This is a genomic window from Haloactinopolyspora alba (assembly GCF_003014555.1).
GTDB lineage: Bacteria > Actinomycetota > Actinomycetes > Jiangellales > Jiangellaceae > Haloactinopolyspora > Haloactinopolyspora alba.
The window spans coordinates 127505-145292 of sequence record NZ_PYGE01000003.1; the positions used below are offsets into that span (position 1 = coordinate 127505).

At 70.2% G+C, this 17788-nt stretch carries 11 protein-coding genes and 2 tRNA genes; 3 read left to right on the top strand and 10 right to left on the bottom strand.

What is annotated here, in order from left to right:
* Position 1: 1 nt before the first annotated feature.
* Complete coding sequence (locus tag CLV30_RS05425; RefSeq protein ID WP_106536189.1) at positions 2–739, top strand: SDR family NAD(P)-dependent oxidoreductase; 738 nt, start codon at positions 2–4, stop codon at positions 737–739.
* Positions 740–786: 47 nt separating this feature from the next.
* On the opposite strand, the gene CLV30_RS05430 is transcribed toward CLV30_RS05425, so the two are convergent.
* Together CLV30_RS05430 and CLV30_RS05435 are read right to left on the bottom strand one after the other, a co-directional pair.
* Positions 787–3039, bottom strand: a complete 2253-nt coding sequence (locus CLV30_RS05430) for an ABC transporter permease (protein WP_106536190.1) — start codon at positions 3037–3039, stop codon at positions 787–789.
* Positions 3039–3884, bottom strand: a complete 846-nt coding sequence (locus CLV30_RS05435; protein ID WP_106536191.1) for an ABC transporter ATP-binding protein — start codon at positions 3882–3884, stop codon at positions 3039–3041. Before CLV30_RS05435 ends, CLV30_RS05430 begins: the two co-directional genes overlap by 1 nt.
* Before the next feature lie 159 nt (positions 3885–4043).
* On the opposite strand from CLV30_RS05435, the gene CLV30_RS25885 reads away from it, so the two are divergent.
* Both CLV30_RS25885 and CLV30_RS05440 read left to right on the top strand, forming a co-directional pair.
* A complete protein-coding gene (locus CLV30_RS25885; protein WP_129710930.1) occupies positions 4044–4370 on the top strand; it encodes an ATP-binding protein in 327 nt (108 codons plus the stop codon).
* A gap of 15 nt (positions 4371–4385) precedes the next feature.
* Positions 4386–5075, top strand: coding sequence for a response regulator transcription factor (locus tag CLV30_RS05440; protein WP_106536192.1), 690 nt, complete (start codon positions 4386–4388; stop codon positions 5073–5075).
* Between the two features lie 92 nt (positions 5076–5167).
* On the opposite strand, the gene CLV30_RS05445 is transcribed toward CLV30_RS05440, so the two are convergent.
* The 8 genes from CLV30_RS05445 to CLV30_RS05485 all read right to left on the bottom strand — a co-directional run bounded on the left by CLV30_RS05445 (position 5168) and on the right by CLV30_RS05485 (position 17728).
* A tRNA-Glu gene (locus CLV30_RS05445) sits at positions 5168–5240 on the bottom strand.
* Positions 5241–5327: 87 nt separating this feature from the next.
* Positions 5328–5399 (bottom strand) — tRNA-Gln (locus tag CLV30_RS05450).
* A gap of 181 nt (positions 5400–5580) precedes the next feature.
* The gene (locus CLV30_RS05460) at positions 5581–8895 is read right to left on the bottom strand and encodes a glycoside hydrolase family 172 protein (RefSeq protein WP_205740648.1); all 3315 of its coding nucleotides are present in this window, start codon (positions 8893–8895) and stop codon (positions 5581–5583) included.
* Between the two features lie 101 nt (positions 8896–8996).
* On the bottom strand, positions 8997–10025 hold the full coding sequence (locus tag CLV30_RS05465) for a substrate-binding domain-containing protein (protein ID WP_106536386.1): 1029 nt from the start codon (positions 10023–10025) through the stop codon (positions 8997–8999).
* A gap of 40 nt (positions 10026–10065) precedes the next feature.
* Entirely contained in the window at positions 10066–11127 is a 1062-nt protein-coding gene (locus CLV30_RS05470) for an ABC transporter permease (RefSeq protein ID WP_106536193.1), read from the bottom strand.
* Positions 11124–12701, bottom strand: coding sequence for a sugar ABC transporter ATP-binding protein (locus tag CLV30_RS05475; protein ID WP_106536194.1), 1578 nt, complete (start codon positions 12699–12701; stop codon positions 11124–11126). The genes CLV30_RS05470 and CLV30_RS05475 overlap by 4 nt, the downstream gene beginning before the upstream one ends.
* A 147-nt stretch (positions 12702–12848) precedes the next feature.
* Positions 12849–13982 carry a GTP-binding protein gene (locus CLV30_RS05480; protein WP_106536195.1) on the bottom strand — a complete coding sequence of 378 codons (1134 nt, stop codon included), beginning with the start codon at positions 13980–13982 and terminating at the stop codon, positions 12849–12851.
* Positions 13979–17728: a GH116 family glycosyl hydrolase gene (locus CLV30_RS05485; protein WP_165358525.1), complete on the bottom strand. Its 3750-nt coding sequence runs from the start codon at positions 17726–17728 to the stop codon at positions 13979–13981. Before CLV30_RS05485 ends, CLV30_RS05480 begins: the two co-directional genes overlap by 4 nt.
* Between the last annotated feature and the right edge of the window lie 60 nt (positions 17729–17788).

The window sequence follows — 17788 nt, forward strand, 5'->3', positions numbered from 1 at the left end:
GATGAACCCGCCAGGTGCGTTGTTGATCGGTGCTTCGTCGGACATCGGCCGCGCCATCGCCCGCGTCCTCGACCGTGGTGGCTACCAGGTGGTGGGGGTTTCCCTGGAGGACACCTCCGACCCGTCGTTCACCGAGCATCTCGCGGCGGACTGCGCGGTGCCCGACGTCGCTTCCGAAACCGTCTCCCGCACACACCATGTGCTGGGCCGTCTCGACCTCGTCGTGCTCGCGGCCGCGGTCATGCCCGTCGCGGCCGCCGCGGAGACGACCGACGAGCAGTGGCGCGCCGGCATCGACGCCACCCTGGGCAGCGCCTTCAACGTCAGCCGTGCGGCCTTGCCGCTGCTCCCCCGAGGCTCGTCGATCACCGCTGTGACCTCAATCAACGCGAACCTTGCCGCACCAGGGCTGCCTGTCTACGCCGCCGCCAAGTCCGGCGTCGAAGGGCTCGTGCGGCAACTCGCGTTGGAGTACGGGCCGGCCGGCGTGCGCGTCAACGCCGTCGCACCGGCCATGATCGGCAACGCAGACATCGAGAACGTCGCCGAGGGCTATCCGCTGCGCCGCGTCGGCACGCCGGCCGACGTCGCCGAAGCCGTGGCGTTCCTGGCTTCGGACCGGGCTGAGTTCATCACCGGCGTGACGCTGCCCGTCGACGGTGGGCTGTCCATCGCGTCACCCGCAGCCTGGCTTCGGCCCGATCTCCGAGCCCGCTGGCTCACGAACGGAGCATCGTGAAGATCTACCGAGGCGCACATGTGACCACCCACTACGTGTGGTCGTGGCTACTCGACGGCGAGTGCCGCCTCAGCCGGTCGGCCGCGCGTCACACGCCATGCGGGCAAGAGCATCGCGCCGAGCGTGAGCAGGATCGTCAGAGTGGCCATCGAGGCGTAGATCCACGGCGATCCGGCCGGTAGCACGGTGTCGAGACGCTTGATGCTGACTGGCACGACAATGACGGCCGCGGCAGCGGTGCCCAGGATCACGCCGCTGACGGAGACGATCGCACCCTCCAGACCCGCCATCCGCATCACCTGGCCACGGGTCGAGCCTGCGAGGCGTTGCAGCCCGAACTCCCGTCTGCGCGCCATGATGGTCGACGCGAGGGTATTGATCACCGTGATCGCCGCGTACCCGGCGATCATGAGTACCATGATGTAGATCGCGAGGGTCGCGGTCTGCTTCTCGTCGTCGTACTCCTCGAGCAGGACGTCGCGGCCGGCCACTGCCATTCCGTCCTCGGCAGCGGTGATCTCCTCGAGGTCTGCCACCAACTGCTCGGGGTCGGCGTTCCCTTCGAACCTGACCATGATGCGCGTGGCCGTTCCCGCCGTGGTGTGGGCGGCCAGGGTGTCGGCGGGGAGCAACAAGGTGGAGTAGTCCTCCGGGGCGGAGAACAGTGCGGCCACCTGCAACTCGCGCGCGGTGTTGTCCCCCATCCGCAGCGTGATCGTGTCGCCGACATCGACACCGAGTTCGTCGCCGTGCTCGTCCTCGATGGCGATCGTGTCCGCGCGGAGGTCGGAAAAACCACCCGCGGTGATGTCGACGGGTGTGGTGGCCTCCGCGCCTTCGGCGGTCACACCTTGGAGGGTCCAGCCTTCGTTCATCGGCGAGCTGTCCGCAGGCTGCTCGATGAAGCCGACACTGGAGACGTACTCCGAGGCACCGGCGATGCCGGGCATGTTGTTGAGCTGCTCGACCAGGTTTGGGTCGAAGTCGTCCTGAGTGGTCACCACCGCGTCGGCGACAAGGTTCTCGGCGAAGCTCTGCCGGTCGGCCTCGTCGTTCGTGGTCTGCAGATACAGCATCCCGGTCGAGACCGCGGTGAGGAGGATGACGGGACCCATCGCGGCTGCCATCCGGCCGCTGCGGCCGCGTGCGTTGAGCACGGCGAGCTCGCCGGTCGCACCACCCACGGCGCGCACGGGCCACTGCACGATGAAGGTCGTGACCTTCGTCAGCACCGGCGCCAGCAGGGCGAACCCGATGGCGAGCAGGATCACCGCAGGTGCTCCGGTGGCGGGCGTGAGCGGTCCGCTCATCACGACGATGGTCATCAGGGTCAACGCGGTTCCGCCCGCGAGGACGATCACCGCGAGGAGCAGCCGTCCTGCACCGATCATCTTGCCCTCGACGGAGACTTCCGCGAGCGCCTGGGTCGGCTTGATACGCGATGCTCTCCGTCCGGCGCCCTTGGCGCCGGCCACGGCCGCGAGGATCGCCACGACCATCGCGGCCACGCTCGGGATCCAGCCCTGGTGGAAGACCACACCGTCCGCGGCGATTCCTTGTTCGACCAGCCGATCGAACACGAACCCGCCCAGGAACTGGCCTGGGATGTACGCCAAACCGGTGGCGAGCAAGGACAGCAAGAGCGTCTCACGGAGGATCAGCCGACGAAGCTGACGTGGCGTGGCTCCGACGGCCCGCAGCAACGCCAGGTCCCGCTGACGCTGAATGATCGAGAGCGCGAGCATGGACGCGACCCCGAAGATCGACACGAGGATCGCGAAGGCGGTGAAGACGCCTGCCAGGGCCATCACGGTGACACCGCTCTCCATGGCCTCGCGCAGTTCGGCCCGGCCTCGTTCGTCACCGACCAGAGTGATGGTTCTGCTGTCCAGTTCGGCGTCGATTCGCTCGCGGAGCTCACCGACGTCGACTCCCGGCTCGGCCTTCGCGCCGATCGCGTCGACCGTACCTGCAGGCGGGTCGCCCTCGAAGACGAAGGTCTCGATCTCTTGCACACCGGGCAGCGCCGCGATCGTGTCCGCCAGTCCGGCGTCGACGCGGACCCGCTCGGGCAGGATCGGGGGCTCATCCGGGTCCCCGCCGGAATCGTGGTACTCCTGGTCACCCGCGATGACGATGTCGGCCGAGGCCGTCTGTTGCGGCGGAACGGCCGTGCGGATGCCGGTCTCGATCAGACCGCCAGTGGCCATCATGATGGCCGTCGCGGAGAACATGGCGATGAAGGCCGCCACGAAGATGCCCGGGCGGAACCGCAGGGTGCGCAACGCAAGCTGCAACATCAGCGCTGCTCCCTTCGAGTCGGCTCCAGCCGCGGGAGGGGACCGTCGTCGACGAAGGCGCCCAGGTGGGTCATCCGCTCGGCCACAGACTCCGGCGTCGGCGAACTCAGTGCGCCGGCCAGACGTCCGTCCGCGAGGAAGAGCACGCGATCGGCATACGACGCTGCGACAGGATCGTGGGTCACCATCACGATCGTCTGCCCGGCCGTCTCCGAGGCGTGCCGCAGTAGTCCGAGGATGTCCCGCGCGGTCCTGGTGTCCAGCGCACCGGTCGGCTCGTCGGCGAAGACGACGGCCGGATCGCTGATCAACGCCCTGGCGATGGCGACCCGCTGCTGCTGCCCGCCGGACAGCTCCGAGGGGCGGTGGTGTTTGCGCTCGCCGAGACCAACCTGGTCCAGAATCTTGGATACGTGTCCTCTGGCTGGTTTGTCGCCGGCGAGCCGCAGCGGCAAGGTCACGTTCTGCCGCACGGTCAGGACCGGCAGCAAGTTGAAAGCCTGGAAGACGAAGCCGATCCGGTCCCGTCGCAGCTTCGTCAGCTCGGTCTCGTTCATCTCGCTGAGCTCGTGGTCCTCGAGCAGGACCGAACCCGACGTCGGCTGATCGAGTCCGGCCGCGGCTTGCAGCAAGGTGCTCTTGCCGGAGCCTGAGGGCCCCATGACTGCCGTGAACGTTCCTCGGTCGAACTGGGTCGTGACGCCGTCCAACGCCACCACCTGGTTGTCGCGCTTGCCGTAAACCTTGCGGACGTCCGTCAGCCGCACGGCATCTGTGGTCTTTCCGGAGCTATTCAACGTCTCTTCCTGCCGCTTTGTCGTCCGGCCCGGTGCCGCACGATTCATTCACCAGCCTGTCTTCCCGCGCTGCGCTGCACATCGTCTGCCGACACCGTCTTCGCCCCAGTGCCGTCGGACCAGTCAGCACGGTTTCTGGTGCGGACGCACTACACGCATGTACGAACCCGCGTGCAGGGCGGCCGTCCCGTACGAGCGCTGACCAACGTGACCAAGCACGCCGCGACCAGCCACGCGCGGATGCGCCTGAACTGGAGCCGCGAATACTTGACCATCCAGGTCAGAGCTGACGGCGGCGATCCCCGAACGCCACCTGATCGCTCTCCGGGTTACGGTCTGATCGGAATGCGTGAGCGGGCCACGGCCGTGGGTGGAACCCTGACGGCCGGTGCGCGCTCCGAAGGCGGCTTCCTCGTCGCGGCGCAACCCCCTTCGCGCCCCACGAGTGCAGCCAAGGAGACTGACGAAGCAACCAACGGCGGGGATGACGACGGCCCACGGCACCATCGACGACGGCTGGCAGACCAGGACTGAGGCCAAGGACAGGGTATGACGCTCCGAGTACTGCTCGTTGATGATCAGGCGCTGTTACGCGGCGCCTTCCGCACTCTTCTTGACAGCTCAGACGACATCACCGTGGTCGGGGAGGCGGGCGACGGCGCACAAGCGGTAGCGCTGACCCGTGAACTGCGCCCGGACGTGATCGTCATGGACATCCAGATGCCCGGCATGGACGGCATCGCCGCCACCGCGGAGATCTGCGCCGATCCGGACCTCCGTGCCTGCCGCGTACTGATACTCACCACATACGAAACCGACGAGTACATCGCCCAAGCTCTACGCGCAGGGGCCAGCGGTTTCATCGGCAAGGGAATCAACACCCAGGACCTGCTGAAGGCCGTCCGCACGATCGCCGACGGCGATACCCTGCTGTCCCCCACCGCGACCCGCTCCCTGGTCGCCCGTTTCCTCGCCACACCAGCCCAGACCCAACCGCCCCGATCCGAGCAGCTTGCCGCGTTGACTCCGCGCGAGCGCGAGATGGTCACCCTCGTCGCGACCGGCATGTCCAACCTGGAGATCGCGGACCGGATGTACCTCAGCCCCTTCACCGTCCGCGCCCACGTCCAGCGCGCCATGAACAAACTGCAGGCACGCGACCGCGCGCAACTCGTCGTCGTCGCCTACCAGACCGGTCTGGCCCGCGCCGCGCCCAACGGCGGTACTGAACAGGCGTGATGACGCCAAAGTGGAGGGTTTCTGCTGGGGATGGCCGGACACAAAAAAGCGCCCCTCACCTGTGTTTCCGCAGGTGAGGGGCGCCTCACTTGTAGCCCCGACGGGATTCGAACCCGCGCTACCGCCTTGAGAGGGCGGCGTGCTAGGCCGCTACACAACGGGGCCGCTGCGACCGTGGTCGCGAGGTGAAACACTACCCGAGGCCGCCGCCGACTCAAAACCGAGTGAGCCGGACGTCGATCACATCAGGCGCTGGGGTACCAGGACTCGAACCTAGACTAACTGAACCAGAATCAGCCGTGCTGCCGATTACACCATACCCCACCGATACGGGCGGGCTCGCCGCTCGATCGCCCGGTAAGAGTACCGGGCGAGGCCCCCGCACTCCAAACCGGCAGCCCCGCCGGCGATCCGCCCGTGCCGCCGCCGCGCCCGCCGCTGATCATCGGCACTTACCGGCCACACAGGCGGCAAAGTGCCGATGATCAGCGGGACGGTCAGCGCGTCACGCGAGCGTCAGCGACATCCGGTCCAGGCCGGCCAGGAATCCCGTCGCGGACTCGTTCCTGCCGGTCATGGTCAGCGTCAGCTGGTGCTCTCCCGCGTCGAGCTGCACGCTGCCCAGCGCCGCCGGGTCGGCGACGCGCACGCCGTCGTTGTACCCGTCGAACGCCTCGCCGACGGTGCTTCCGTCGACGGCCAGCTGCACGATGCCGTAGTCCACCGCCTGGGTCAGTACGGCCGACAGGTCGTACGTCCCGGACGTCGGCACCGAGAACGTCGCCGTCGCGGTGTCGCCCGCCGCGTCCGCGCGGAACCACAGCTGGGCACCGCCGGACCACGACACGCCGCAGCAGTTGCCCTGCGCCTGCACCGGGTCGGTCGACGAGTCCACCGGCGTCAGGCCCTCGCCCTCGACGTTCAGGGTGCGTCCGGACGTCGCCGACACCTCGTCCGACCACGGGCCGGTGTGCCCGGACGAGTCCACCGCGCGCACCCGGTAGTGCCACGTCTCTTCCAGGCCCAGGTTCAGGTGCGCGAATCCGGGCAGCGACGATGTACCGACCAGCGTGTCGTCCGACGGCGTGAACCCGGCCTCGGTCGACGCGTGCACCTCGTAGTGGTCCACCGCGACGTCGTCGCCGGCCGACGACCAGGACACGTCGACGGCGTTGGTGTCCCGCCCGGCTGCCGCCAGGTCGCTCACCTCACCCGGCGGCTGCCGGTCGGTGCCCGCGGGCACGTAGGACATGGCGTCGTATCCGGCAGCCGACCACGCGGGCGCGCCGTCCACCGGCGTCAGCGTCACCGTGACCGACTCCGAGCCCGCGGTCAGTTCCGCCGGGATCTCGAAGTCGTCGTGCAACCACCGGTGCGTCTCGTTGCCGAGGGGCTGACGCCAGACGCCCGCGGACTCGCCGTTCACCTGCACCGTGACCGCCTGGCCGGCGACGCTCTGGTCCGACAGCCGGCGCAGGCGCACGCCCTCGTTGCGCCGGTCCACGTCCACCGTGAACGACACGGCACCGTCGGAGGCACGGACGTCGTCGGTCATCGGCACGGTGTCGAAGTCGCCCTCGAACGTGGACGTCAGCTCACTCGCCTCGCCACCGCCGCTGTAGTCGTGCGCGGTCTCGCTGTCCGTGTCGCCGACGTCGACGCTGTCGGTGACGCGCAGGTCGACCTGGCCCGGGTGGCCGTACCAGAACGCCGTCGAGCCGTAGATCGCCGGCTCGTTCGCGGTGGGCCCGTGCTCCATGCCGAACCGCAGTCCGCTGTTGAAGTCGACCGCGTCGGCGATCATCAACCGGTACGCCGCGTCACACTGGTACTCGCAGCCGAAGCTGCGCGTCTCCATCTCCGGCGCCCCGTTCGTCGGGTTGGAGAACTCGTTGCGGTTGAAGTACCAGCCGCCCTCGTAGAAGTCCTCCGAGCCGGTGCCGTTGATCTGCGGAGTGTGCGAGCCGTCGACGTAGACCCGCTCGTCACCCTCGAGGTAGTTACGGATGTTGCCGCTGGTGATCCGCCCCTCCATGGTGTGGTTGACACCGACGAACTTGCCGCGGCCGACGGTGTCGAGGAACACCCAGTCGTCCCCGGGAGACGTCTCGCCGCGGTTGCTCTGCGCACGGAAGTATCCCAGCGACGGGTCCGGGCCCGTCAGCGCGCGGGCGTTGCCGGCGTCACGTGCCCAGCTCAGCGACGCGTCGCCGGCGGTCAGCTCGACGTCGGAGTTGTTGACCAGCGACACCTCGGCGGAACGGGCGAAGGGCATCGGCCACCATGACCAGTAGGAGCCGTCCTCGGCGTCGTCCATCGCGTACATCAGCGAACGCACCTCGGTCTCACCGAGGCCGGAACCGAAGAACTCGCCGACGGGCGCGTCCACGGTGCGCTCACCGTCGAAGCTGATCCGCAGCCGCAGATCCCGCAGCAACGCGTCGGACGCGGCGACCTCGTCCTCCTGGCCGTCGGGCGGCGGGTAGGTGTAGGTGTGCGAGCCCTGCCACTGCTGCTCGACGATCTCGTAGTCGTGCGCCGCCTCACTGGCCAGCGCCTCGTCACCGGGGCCGACGTCCAGCTCGTCGGTGCGCACGTCCTCGCCGCCGACGACGGAGTCGACCCAGTAGCGGAACTCGTTGAAGTCGATGCCGGCCGAGACGAACTCGTTGCGCACGGTGATCTCGGACTTGCCGGCGGTGACCGACGCCGGGATCAGCACCGACTGGTCGGCCCACTGGCCGCCGGTGCCGGGCAGCGGCTCCCACTCGCCGACCTCGGTGCCGTCGACGATGATCGTCGCGCGCTGGTTCGCCGACAGCGTGTCCAGCCGGCGGGTCAGCCGCACCCCCTCGTTGTCCCGGTCGATGGCCACCGTGAACGTGCTCGAGCCGACGTGCGCCCGGCCGTCGTCGCTGACCTCCGGCCCTTCCTCCGGGCCGACCACCTGCGGCAGCCGCAGGCGCAGCTCGCTGATGGTGCCGGGGCCGCTCAGCCGGCCGAGGCTGGTGCTCTCCCCCGGGGCGAGCGAGAACTCGCTGGACTCGGTGATCTCGCCGTCGCGCTGCGGCTTCGGGTCCTGGGTGCCGTAGGCGGCCATCGTCGACAGCACCTCCCCGGGCACCTCGGCCGGGTCGAAAGTCTCCACCCCCTCGGCGTCGGCGAACGTGCGATACGAGACGTGGTAGAAGAGCGGGTTGTTCGTGACGCTGACCCGCATCGACTCGCGGTAGGCCATCGGCACCTTGATCGTCACCCCACCGGAGCTGCGGTCGGCGTTCGCGACCAGCGGGAACACGAAGGGCTTGCCGACCTCACCGTCGACGACGTCCTGCAGCGGAGCGTCCAGCACGGTCTCGCCGTCGAGCTCGATGACGATGTTCCCGGTCCTCGAGACATTGCCGCCGTCGCGGGTGAACCAGATGGAGCCGATCTCACCGGCGCCGGTGTCCTCCGCGAGCACGCAGCCGTGTTCACCCTGGCGCAGACACGAGTAGGTGCCGACGAAGCCGTCGTCGTTGTTGCCGGTCCGGTCGAAGCTGGAGAACTGCTCGGTGGCGACGCCGTCGGCCAGCTCCGGCAGCCGGTCCAGCTGCCGGTACACGTCCCAGCCGGACGGGCCCGGCCGGTCGGCAGGCGCGGCGTCCACTGCCGCGTCGCCGGCCGTCACACTGTTCCTGGACACGTCGTTCGTGGACACGGCACCAGCCGTCGCGGCTCCTGCCGTCGCCACCAACGCGACGACCGCCGAGACGGCAGCCGAGCGCCGTAGCCGTGGCCGCACCCGCGGCCGGGACGATACTGCTCGTCGAATGGTCACGAAACCTCCTGAGCAATCGATTTCCTCTTGATCATCGGCACTTGTCCGCCATATAGGCGGGAAAGTGCCGATGATCAGCGGGGTCGGGTGGGCGAAACCGGTCAGCCGGTGGAGTTGCGCTTGTAGACCTCGGCCGCGTTCTCCTTGGTCACCAGCTGGGTCTCGAGGAGCTGTTCCTTCTCGACGTCCTCGCACTCGAGCAGGATCTTCTTGGCCGTCTCGACCGCTTCGGCGCCGCCGGTCGGGTAGACGAACGTTGCGGACAGCCGTCCCGCCTGCACCGCCTTGATCCCGCCGGACGGGATCGGCAGCGCGTCGATACCGACGAAGTCGATCTCTCCGGCGCGGCCCGCCGACTCGGCCGCCAGGTACGCGCCCTCAGCCATCGGGTCGTTGTGCGAGTACACGACGTCGATGTTCTGCTCGGCCTGCAGGATCGCCTCGAACTGGCTCTGTCCCTTCGCACGCAGCCAGTCGCCGACGCCCTCGGCCACGACCTCGATGTTCTCGTTCGAGGCGATCCCCTCGTGGAAGCCGGTCGAGCGCTCCTGAGCGGGCGTCGACCCGGGCAGGCCCTTGATCTCCACGACGTTGCCGCCGTCCGGCAGCAGCTCGGTCGCGACGTACTCACCGGCGGCGCGGCCGATCTCGGTGTTGTCGGCCCCGATGAACTGCGTGTACGAGTCGCCCTCGATCTTGCGGTCCAGCACGATCACCGGGACGCCCTGGTTGTAGGCCCGCTCGACGACCCCGGTCAGCGGCGCCGCCTCGTTCGGGCTGATGATCAGCAGGTCGATGCCCTGGGTGAGGAAGTTCTCGACGTCGGTGACCTGCTTGGAGTTGTCCTGCGCCGCGTCGGCGAACACGACCTCGAACTGCTCGACGTCCTCCGCGGCCGCGCGGATGTCGTCGTCCATCTGTTCGCGGTACGGCTCGGCGACGTTGGCCTGGCTCATCCCGATGAGATAGTCCCCGTCGGGCCCCTGGCACTCGGTCTTCTCCCTGGTGGCGTCACCTCCCGCCGACGCGGGAACGTCGGACTCGGTACCACAGGCGGCCGTACCCAGCAGCGCCGCCACGGTCAGCACGGCGCCTGCGCGAGCACGTCGCCACGGAAGTCGCCTGGACATGGTCATCTCGATCGGTTTCCTCTCCGTTGACGGACGACGATCACTTCCGCGACCGGAACGTCTGCACGCCGGCGGCCGCGATGATGATCCCGCCCTTGATCAGCATCTGCACGTTGGTGTCGATGTTGTTGAGGGCGAGGATGTTGTTGAGGATGCCGAGGAGCAGCGCGCCGGCCAGCGTCCCCGACACGGTGCCGACCCCGCCCATCAGGCTGGTGCCCCCGATCACGACGGCGGCGATGGCGTCCAGCTCGTAGGTCATTCCGTCGTTCGGGCTGCCCTGGTTGAGCTGTCCGGCGTGGATGATTCCGGCCAGCGCCGCCAGCAGCCCCGAGATCGCGAAGACGGCGATCTTGACCCGCAGCACCGGAATGCCCGACAACCGGGCCGCGCGCTCGTTGCCGCCGATGGCGTAGATGTGCCGGGCGAACACCGTCTTGCGGACGACGACGATCGCGATCGCCCCGACGGCGGCGAAGATCAGCGCCGGGATCGGCACCGTCCCGTTGAACGTCCGCGAGTTCAGCAGCGCGAACGTCTCCGGGGCCAGGCCGGGGCCCTCGCCGTAGGCCAGCGGGATGCCCTGCCCGCCCGACCAGATCCGGGCCAGTCCCCGCGCGATCTGCATCCCGGCCAGCGTGACGATGAACGCCTGGATGCCCAGCCGGGCCGACAGATAGCCCTGCGCGGCGCCGAACGTGAGCCCGATGGCCAGGATGGTCAGCACCGTGAGCGCCATGCCCATGTCGTTGACCATCATCAGGCTCGCGGTGCCGGTGGCCGCCAGCCCCAGGACGGCGCCCACGGACAGGTCGATGCCCGCGACCAGGATCACGAACGTCACGCCGACCGCCAGGATGCCGATCTCGGACACCGCCCGCACGATGTTCAGCAGGTTGTCCGAGTCCAGGAAGACGATCCCGCCGTCACGGCGCGGCGAGAAGATCACGGCGGCGAGGAACACCAGAACCAGCGCGACGTAGCTCTGGAACGTGAAGAAGCGCTCCGGAATGATCAGGCGCCGGCGCCGCGAGCCCTCCGTCCCTTCCGGCTCCGCGGCCTCGGAAGCCTTCTCGCTGGTCGTGGTCCCTTCGGCGTTCATCCCGCCTCCACTGCACTTGTCGTGTCCTGCTCGAGGCTGGCCGCGGCGAGGAGGTCCTCCTGACTCGTCTGCGCGGCCTCGAACTCGCTGACGATGCGTCCACCGCGCAGCACCGCGATCCGGTCGCAGACGCCGAGCAGCTCCGGCATCTCCGACGAGGCCACGATCACCGCCACCCCGTCGGCGGCCAGCCGCGCGAGCAGCCGGTAGATCTCGGACTTGGCGCCGATGTCGACGCCTCGGGTCGGCTCGTCGAGCAACAGCAGCCGGGGCTGCCGCAGCAGGTGCCGCGCGAAGACGACCTTCTGCTGGTTGCCGCCGGACAGCGTGCCGACGGCGACGTCCGGCGTGGCGGTCTTGATCTGCAGGTCGCGCACCGACGACGTCACCGCCTCGCGCTCGTTCCCGCGGCTGCGCCAGCCCAGCCGCGACAGCGCCGGCAACGCGCTCAGCACGATGTTCGCGCCGACGGACTCCTTCATCACCAGGCCGCTGGCCCGCCGGTCCTCGGGGACGTAACCGATGCCGGCGGCGATGGCGGCGCGCGGGTCGCTCAGCCGCACCGGTTCGCCGTCCAGCTCGACCGTTCCGGTCATCCGCTGCCCGGCGACCCCGAACAACGCGTCCAGCAGCTCGGTCCGCCCGGCGCCGAGCAGCCCGGCCAGGCCCAGGACCTCCCCGGCGCACACCGTCAGCTCGACGCCCTGCGGCTCCGAGCGCCCGCCCTCGGTACTCGGCGTGACGGTGAGGTCGTGCACCCGTAACCGCGTCGTGGACCCCGGCGGCTCCCGGTCGGGGAACAACTGCTCGATCGGCTGGCCGACCATGAGCCGGATGACCTCACCCGGTGGTGTCCGCGCCACCTCGAACGACCCGACGTCGCAGCCGTCGCGCATCACCGTGGCCCGGTCGGCGATGACGGCGATCTCGTCCATACGGTGCGAGATGAAGATGACGCCGACGCCGCGCGCCCGTAGCCGCGGCAGCATGGCGAACAGCCGCTCCACCTCGGTGTCCGACAGCGCCGACGTCGGCTCGTCCATGACCAGGATGCGCGCGTCGAGGCTGAGCGCCTTGGCGATGGCCACCATCTGCTGCTCGCCGACGCGCAGTGAGCTCAGGCTGCGTGTGGGCGCCAGATCCACGCCGATCTCGCGCAGCAGCGACGTGGCGTGCTCGCGCATCGCCGCGCGGTCGAGGACGCCCAGACGGGTCCGCGGCTCGCGCCCGAGGAAGAGGTTCTCCATGACGCTCGCCTGCGGGACCAGGTCGAGCTCCTGGTGGATCATGCCCACGCCCGCGTGCTGGGCGGCAGCCGGCGACGACAGGTCCACCGACACGCCGTCGATCTCGATGATCCCGTTGTCCGGCCGCACCACGCCGGAGAGCACGTTCATCAGCGTCGACTTGCCGGCGCCGTTCTCACCGAGCAGCGCGTGCACCTCGCCGGCGCCCACGGTAAGGTCCGCACCCCGGAGCGCGCGGACACCACCGAAGTGCTTGACGATGCCGCTCATCCGCAGCAGCGGAGGCGCATCGCCGGCGCCGGTTTCAACAGCGTCAGGCGAGGTCATCGCAGCCTTCCCGGAGGTAGGTGTTCTCAGCAATCGATTTCTCGACGAGGCTAGGGGTGCCGGTTCTGTGGTGTCAAGCACATGAACGCGGTGATATCGGACCGTTGTCCGGCTCGCCGGCGACCGCCCGTCTCCCCCGCGCCGTGGTCAGCCGGGTGCCGGGATCCGGTGCCTCGGCCGCGGGTAGGCGGGCGCGAACGACGCGGGCCCGGAAACGGCCGCCGACGCCGCCCCCGTCGCCGTGTCCGCCGCCAGCACCGCGTCGGCCACCGCCGCGTCCAGCTCCTCCGGCGCGCAGGCCATCCGGACGTTGAGCCACCCGGTCGCCCGCGCCATCGCTCCGCCGTCGACGTCCAGCGACGGCTCGTCGCCGGCCGCCACGACGCTCAGTTTGGTGAACACGGTGTGCCGGCCCGCCGGCTGCACCAACACCTTGGCGTGGCCCACGTCCCAGCCGTTCCGCGCGGCCGTCGCCGACAGGTCCGACAGCACGGCCGCGCCCCACGACGCAGACGGCACCGCGTCCGCCGCTGCCGGCGTCAGCGTGACGGTGTGGTTCAACCAGGCGAGCCCGGCCTCGGCGGCGGCGTAACGGTCGTAGTCGATCGCCAGCTCCCGTTCCGGAGGCGCCGGGCCGGCCAGCGCGTCCGCCAACGCGGCGAGACCGTCACCGGACCGGGCCGAGTACGCCACGACCCGCGAGTCGGGGCAACGCGCCCGCAGCTCGTGCCGGAGCCCGTCGCCCTGTCCCCGCGGCAGCGCGTCGATCTTGTTCACCGCGACGATGTCGGCGTCGGCCAGCTGACGGTCGAACAGGTAGGCGACGTCGTCGGCCGGGTCGCCCAGCGGCAGCGCCCGCCCGAGCGCGGCGTAGCGCACCGGATCGAGCACGGCCACGACCGGGGCGACGTCCAGCCGGTCGGCGTACGCACGCCGCAGCGGGCGCACGACGGTCGCCGACAGGTCCGTGCAGCTGCCGACCGCCTCGGCCAGCACCGTGTCGGCGCCGTGTTCGTCCACCGCCCGGGCGACGACACCGGTCAGGTCCTCGAACCGGCAGCAGAAGCACCCGCCGCTGACCTCACCGACCGACACGCCGGCCGCGGCCGCGACCCTGGTGTCGACGAGGTCCCGCCCCTGATCGTTCGTGACCACCGCGACCCGGTGGCCGCGCCGCTCGTACAGCCGAGCCAGCGCGGCCAGCGTCGTCGTCTTACCCGCACCGAGGAAACCGCTCACGAGCACGAGCCGCGGGCGGGTGCCGGGCGCGCGCGAGGTCACAGCACGCTCACCACGAGCGTCTCGCCCGCGGTCAGCTCCACCGGCTGCGCCAGGCTCACCACGACGCGATCACCGTCCACCGACACGTCGGCGACGTCCACCCGGTCGCGGCGCCGGTCGACCACCTTCTCGACGATCACCGGCCGCTCGCCCGGGCGCGGCTCGACCTCGGTCGCGAACGAGCTCACCCGCAGCCGGCCGTAGCGCAGCTCGACCTCGCCGACCTGGCGCGTTCCGGTGCGCTGCTGGCGATACGACCCCCAGCCCTCGGCGACGGTGAACGCGGCGGCGAAGTCGTCGGGCGACATCCGCGGCGCGAAGCCGAGGTGTCCGCGCGGCCCGTGGTACTCGTAGCCGGCCGCCGCCAGGTGTACCGCGTGGCTCATCATCGCCCGGGTGTAGTGGTCGGAGCACTCGATCTCGTTGTACGGGTTGCGCTTCTGCGCCGAGTGCCGGTCGTGGATCGCGCGGACCACCGCCAGCGCCTCGTCCACGAGGCCCTCGGCCATCAGGTGCGCGGCGAGCTGGTACTCCTGGCCGGTCCAGACCTCGTTGAAGTAGGCCACGAAGCCGGCGTTGCCCTCTCCCGGCGCGGTGTCCGACCCGCCGAACGGCCAGGTGCACATCACCGTCCCGGCCTCGCCCTCGGTGCTGTACACCCGTCCGCCGTCGATACCGGACTCGTCCTTGTACGCCTGCGCGTCCGGCAGGAAATTGTTCCGGAAGATGCTGCCCAGCGCCGTCCGCGCGTGCTGCTCGCCGAACACCCGCGGCAGGCCGAGCTGGTGGGCGTACGTCTGGCCGTACATCTGGTCGATGTGGCAGCCGCGGTTGGAGTTGGTGGCGTCGGGGTGCTCGGGGTCGACGTGCTGCTCGTAGTAGCCGTACTCGGCGTTCCACAGCTTGCCGTCCAGCTGCGCCGTCCCGTTGTCGGCCAGCCGCCGGCACGTCCGGGCGAAGGCGTCGTCGCCCGCGTCGGCGGCCATCTCGGCCGCCGCCCGCAGCGCGGCGACGTACAGCCCGCTGATCCACGGGATCTCGCCGTACCACGTGGCGTCCAGGGTGTTGTACTGCTCCTCCTCGAGCATGCCGTCCGGCTCGCCGTCGTGCCCGATCAGGAACTGTGTCGCCTTCTTGACCTGCGGCCAGATCCGGCCGAGGAAGGCGCCGTCGGGCGACATCTGGTGTTCGCGGTAGGCCCGCAGGACGTTGCCGCACTGCCCGTCGTGCGCGACGTGCCGGGCGGCCTCGCCGCGGTAATCGACGGCACCGGTGTCCTCGTGGAAGGCGATGCCGAAGTCCATCCGCTCACGCGCGTCCCGCTCGAGCTCGGGGAACAACCGGCTCAGCGACTGCGCGTAGGTCCACACGTGCGTGCAGGTGCCGGCGCAGCAGTAGATGCCTTCCCAGCCGTAGAACCGGCCGTCCTGGAACCGGTAGCAGGTCCCGGTGGCCACGGTCGACGCGGGCACCAGCGTCCGTTCCAGGAACCAGTGCGGCAGCGTCGAGTCGTCGTACCAGGTGCGCGCGAACAGCGCGGTGGCGTCGGCGAGCTCGTCGCCGCGGCGAGCCAGGTCCGTCAGCACGGCGACGGCGTCGTCGTACACCTCGCTGTAGTGCCGGCGCAGCGCGGCGGCACCGTCGATGAAGCTGAACACGCTGCCGTCGATCTTCGGGAAATGCCAGCTCAGCGCATACCGCACGGTCCGGGTCTCCCCCGGAGCCAGCCGGAACGGCACCGTCACGGTGCCGGCCATGCGGTCGCTGCCGCCGTCCACCTCGGCCGGGCCGTCCCCGGAGTCGAACCACGCCTCCGGCGTCGACCAGTCGGCGATGGACGGACGGGCCCGCGCGCCGGTGTCGAACGCCGCGAGGCCGAACGTGCCCGCGTCCGGCAGCTCCTCCAGCGGCCGCTCGTTCGCGGGAACGTCGGACAGCCGGATCCGGTCGCAGTTCACGTGCGCCCAGCCGCCGGTGCCCTCGTCGACGAGCTCGATGGTCGCGGTCCGTCCGGCGTACGCGCTGACGTCGACCGAGCGCGACACCATGATCTCGGAGTTGCGGCCGGTGAGCCGGGCGACGACCTCGCCGTCCACCACCAGGTGCAGGCCGGCGTCCGGGCGGTTGCCCCCACCCACGTCCGCGACGAGGTAGCGGCGATCGAGGGTGAAGGGCTCGCTGGTCATCCGGCCGGTGTGGTCGTCGGCCGCAGGTCCGCCGTCGCGCCAGTTGTGCGAGGTGACGAACAGCCGTCCGCTGACGTTCAGGTCGCCCTCGCGCCGGAAGTACGCCGGCGCCTCCTGCTCGGTCACCGGCCCGGAGCCGAATGCGGTGCCCTCGACCGTCCAGCCGTCGTACCCGGCGGACTCCCAGTCCTCCAGGACGATGTCCGGACGCGGGGCGGCCCGGTCGGTGCTCACGATCCGGTCGACGTTGACGTGTCCCCAGTCGCCGGTCGCCGCGTCCACGATGCGCAGCACTGCCGTGGCGCCCTCGTGCGCGGAGACGTCCAGCCAGTGGGTTCGCAGCACCTCGTCGCCCGCCCCGGTCGCGCTCGCGACCACCGCGCCGTCGACGACGACCTGCACGCAGGTCTGCTCCGGACGAGCGCCGCCGCCGACCCGCACGGTGATGCTGCTGCGCTCGATGGTGAACGGCGCACTGGTCAGCGTGCCCTGGTGGGCGTCCGCCTCGGGGATGTCGGCGGCGTCGCGGAAGTGGTGCGAGGTGACGAACCGCCGGCCGCTGACGCCGATCGTGCCGCCGCGCAGCATGTAGCCCGGAAGCTGCTCGACCGCCACCGGGCCGGACCCGAACGCGCTGCCCTCGGCCGTCCACCCGTCGTAGGTCTCGCGCTCCCAGTCCTCGAGCACGATGTCCGGGCGCTCCGGCTCGGGTCCCTCGGCGATCGCGGCCGAGTGCCGCACCGCGCCGGCGCCGTCGACGTCGGCCGTGCCTGCGGTCAGCAGGATCGGCTGGGTGCGCCGGCTGTCCAGGCACACCGGGTTCTCGGTCATGCCGAGGATCTCGCCCTCGACACTCGACGCCGACCGGTTGCGCAGGGTGTACTCCAGGATCGTCACCGGCAGTGACGAGTCCTCGACCCGGGTGGGCACGAACGGCGAGTAGGCGTCGAGCCCGACCTCGAGCGGGCAGTCCTCGTCGGCCAGGTCGACGTGTCCGATCGGGTACCGCCCGCGGAACCGGACGTCGCCGAAGCCGTCCGCGTCGAGGCGGCGGGTGCCCCGCGAACCGTCCGCCGTCCACCGCAGCGCGAACCCGGTGTCGAACGGCGAGACCACGTCCAGCGGATCGGCGTAGTGGACGCCGCGCCAGTCGGCGCCGCCGTAGCGGAAGCTGTCGGCGTTGAACACGTCCCACAGCCACAGACGGCCGTCCCCGGCCAGGTACACCTGCCCGGTGCACGCCCCGCCGACCGGCATTCCGATGCGGTTCAACGCGGCGCCGGTGTACTCCATCGGCTCACCACGCATCGCCAGGCCGTCCAGCCAGCGCCGGGACAGGTTCTTCTCCGCCGGCACCGCGATCGCATCACCGGGCCACAGCCCGGTCGCGGCCGCCGTCGCGGCGGCCGCCGCCGAGGTTCCGAGGGCGAGGAAGCCCCGCCGCGTCATCCCGCCCGGTTCCCCCGGGCCGGTCGAGCAACAACTGGTTCCGCCGCAGCACGCGTCGTCCAGCACGGGCAGGCCGTTTCCGTCGGCGTGGGGCAGTCGATCGTGGTTCACCGCGTCCTCCAGGAAAGTGCGGACGTGAGAAATCGATTGCTGAGCGTAGACGCGCTGCCC

What these genes read in the sequence shown, in the direction of transcription:
- CLV30_RS05440 (WP_106536192.1), top strand. Translation starts at nt 4,386, where the DNA reads ATGACGCTCCGAGTACTGCTCGTTGATGATCAGGCGCTGTTACGCGGC.
- CLV30_RS05435 (WP_106536191.1), bottom strand. Translation starts at nt 3,884, where the DNA reads ATGAATCGTGCGGCACCGGGCCGGACGACAAAGCGGCAGGAAGAGACG.
- CLV30_RS05470 (WP_106536193.1), bottom strand. Translation starts at nt 11,127, where the DNA reads ATGAACGCCGAAGGGACCACGACCAGCGAGAAGGCTTCCGAGGCCGCG.
- CLV30_RS05465 (WP_106536386.1), bottom strand. Translation starts at nt 10,025, where the DNA reads ATGTCCAGGCGACTTCCGTGGCGACGTGCTCGCGCAGGCGCCGTGCTG.
- CLV30_RS05475 (WP_106536194.1), bottom strand. Translation starts at nt 12,701, where the DNA reads ATGACCTCGCCTGACGCTGTTGAAACCGGCGCCGGCGATGCGCCTCCG.
- CLV30_RS05425 (WP_106536189.1), top strand. Translation starts at nt 2, where the DNA reads ATGAACCCGCCAGGTGCGTTGTTGATCGGTGCTTCGTCGGACATCGGC.
- CLV30_RS05430 (WP_106536190.1), bottom strand. Translation starts at nt 3,039, where the DNA reads ATGTTGCAGCTTGCGTTGCGCACCCTGCGGTTCCGCCCGGGCATCTTC.